3 protein-coding genes are annotated in these 2,932 nt (G+C 34.2%); all 3 read right to left on the bottom strand.

Annotated elements, in window-relative coordinates:
• Positions 1 to 341: type I restriction-modification system subunit M N-terminal domain-containing protein (locus CUS_RS00030; RefSeq protein WP_002846744.1), on the bottom strand; the 341-nt coding region annotated here is incomplete at its 3' end.
• A gap of 239 nt (positions 342 to 580) precedes the next feature.
• Entirely contained in the window at positions 581 to 1,801 is a 1,221-nt protein-coding gene (locus CUS_RS00025) for a nucleotide sugar dehydrogenase (protein WP_002846743.1), read from the bottom strand.
• Positions 1,802 to 1,829: 28 nt separating this feature from the next.
• Positions 1,830 to 2,932 (bottom strand): ATP-binding cassette domain-containing protein (locus tag CUS_RS00020; protein WP_002846745.1); only part of this gene is annotated, 1,103 nt, incomplete at its 5' end.

Genomic DNA, 2,932 nt, shown 5'->3' with positions numbered 1-2,932 from the left:
TCGATATAGTTTCTGAAATTCGCCGCAAGGTGGTCGGGATCGTTGACAAGCTCCGCAAGGGTGTACTCACTCGTATTGAAGAACTGATACCCCGACACACGGCACATCGCCTTTGCAGGGTACGCAGGATTCTTCTTGTACTGCTCCACGACAGCCTGCTTTGTAGCTTCCAATGCGCACTCAAAGCGGCGGATAATGACCATAGGAATGATAACATCCTTGTACTTGTCGCTCTGGTATGTACCTCTCAACTTATTGGCAATAGACCAAATGAAATTGACTTCGGTCGAAACATCGACTGGAGCATCATCCCACAAAACATCAGTCTTTTTACTAATCATTTTTTATCTCCTTTACATTACTACTTAATGATAATACATGATTTATTAGATAATTCTCTAGTTGAATCCAAATCAAGCAAAAATAGAAGATAAGAAAACAGAGAACAATTCTTAGGAACTGTTCTCAATTATCTTTTAGTAACCGCATAATATCTAAGTTTTCAAAGATGTAGACATGAAGCGTCAATAATTCGTTTGTTAACATATTTTTAATCAATAGCGTTTAAAACATGCTATTGTTAGTCTCTGAGAAAAATGTCTCTGGTATACACTACTCCTTCAAAATCTGCTAAATAATCATCATACCTATTCGCAATAATAATATCGACAGATTTCTTAAACTCATCTTCATTCTCGCTAATTTTCACATTATGCCACCGAGAAAAGTCTATATCACAAGGTTCAAAGATAACCAAAGAATAGTTTAACCTGAGTAGTTCGTAAATAACATCCATAACTGAGCTATTCCTACAGTTCGCTGAATGTGACTTCATAACAAGTCTATATACGCCAATTACTACACTGTTTATTCTCTTTTCCAGCTTTACTCTTTCAGACAAAGATATTATACGCTGAACTATATATTCTTTCCTCTTTTCATTAGAACTCACAATAGCGGATATAACATCATGTGGTATATCATCGAAATCAACTAATAATTGTTTAGTATCCTTTGGTAAGCAATAACCTCCATATCCGAAACTAGGATTATTATAAAACATTCCTATCCGTGAATCTAAGCATACACCTTCTATGATTTCTTTGGTATTGAGTCCCTTACTTTCTGCAAACATGTCAAGTTCATTAAAGAATGCCACCCTGAGAGCAAGAAAGGCATTGGAGAATAGTTTTACAGATTCAGCTTCAGAATAACCCATAAATAACACTTGAACATTGTCAGATAATGCGTTTTGCTTTAGTACATCTGCAAATGCAGATGCTTTTTCAGCATTTCGAGGATCGCCAGTTTTCGTTCCAATAATAATTCGACTCGGATATAAATTATCATAGAGCGACTTGCCTTCTCTAAGAAACTCTGGACAATACAGTATGTTGGATGTATCATTATTTTTTTTGCATATTTCATTTGTAAATCCAACAGGAATAGTTGACTTAATTACTATTGTTGCATTATTATTAACTTGATATGCAACATTTATAATAGATTCAACATTATGTAGTTCAAACTGATTCAATTCATTATTGAAGTCTGTTGACACAGCTATAATAATCAAATTCGCATTAATCAGAGTGTCTTTTATAGATGAAGTAGCAATTATACTATCTTTATTTTCAGCAAATGCTTTTATTATATCACTTTCTCTTAATGGAGATACCCCATCATTAATCATCTTGATTTTTTTCTCATCTTTATCTACAATTGTTACTTCGTTATCGGATGACAGAAGCATTGCAAGAGATAATCCAACATATCCCGCTCCAATTATTGTTATTTTCATCGTAGTAACTCCATTTCAAAAATAATACTTAAAGCAAGGTTAATCCTGTAGGCGATAATACATATACTATATCAGCAACATCGTTTAAATAACGTCTATCATGTGATATACTTATAATAGTCCCCCCAAAATTCATAAGAGCTTTACATACAACGGGAGATGAGAGTGGCGAGAAATTTCTTGTTGGTTCGTCCAGAATAAGCACATCGCATTTTTTTAGTACCATATTCAAAAAAATCAACTTTGCTTTTTGACCACCGCTTAATTCTGAAATTTTATGCAGCATCTCGTCTGCGGTAAATTTCATATTTCCTAAAAACATTCTTGCACGAGTTTGTTCCTCTTTGTCATACTGAGATTCTAAAAACTCAGTTGGTGTTTGACTGAAATCTAAGACATCTTCATAGTTTTGAGGCATATATCCCACCTTAATATCCGTCCTTTTAGCAAGAAGTTTCCATATCTCCTTTAACAGAGTGGATTTTCCTATTCCGTTTGAGCCAATTATACAAATATGTTGATTTCCAACCACCTTTAGCTTGATATTATGTGCAAGAATCTTATCATCAACAGATAAGGAGTCTATAGCATAATCCAAAATTATTTTTTGTTTAGGTATAGATATATTGCTGTCAAATCTTGTGATAATTTCATCTTCACGATCCGGTATCTCAGTAAACTCCTCGCTCTCACGCTCCATTCTTTTCTCTTTTGCTTTAATAGCCTGCATACTTCTTTTGGCGTGACCATCTGATGAAGGAGTACCATCAGAATTTCTCCACCCGCCGTTATTACGTGCTTTTTCAAATAGTTGAAGTAATCTTTCGCGCTTCTTCTTATATTCACTTCGTTCTTTTTTTGCAATTTGTGTCTGATGCAAAAATGATAGATTCCTACTATCTAAATACTCCTTGTAGCAAAGGCGGGAAATCGTTATTTTACTTTTTGTCTTACGAATCAACTGCTCTACGTGAATGATTGTATTAGCAGAATGTTCAATTAATTGTTCATCATGAGAAATGAAAATAATTGGAATTGAACTGTTTATAATAAATGACTCCAAGAAACTAAGAGTATCAATGTCTAAGTCATTTGAAGGTTCATCTAAAAAAAGTGCGTCAGGATATTCGC

It is taken from the genome of Hominimerdicola alba 8 (genome assembly GCF_000178155.2).
Classification (GTDB): domain Bacteria; phylum Bacillota; class Clostridia; order Oscillospirales; family Ruminococcaceae; genus Hominimerdicola; species Hominimerdicola alba_C.
The sequence above is the reverse complement of the archived record's forward strand: the minus strand, read 5'-3'. Positions and strand labels throughout refer to the sequence as shown.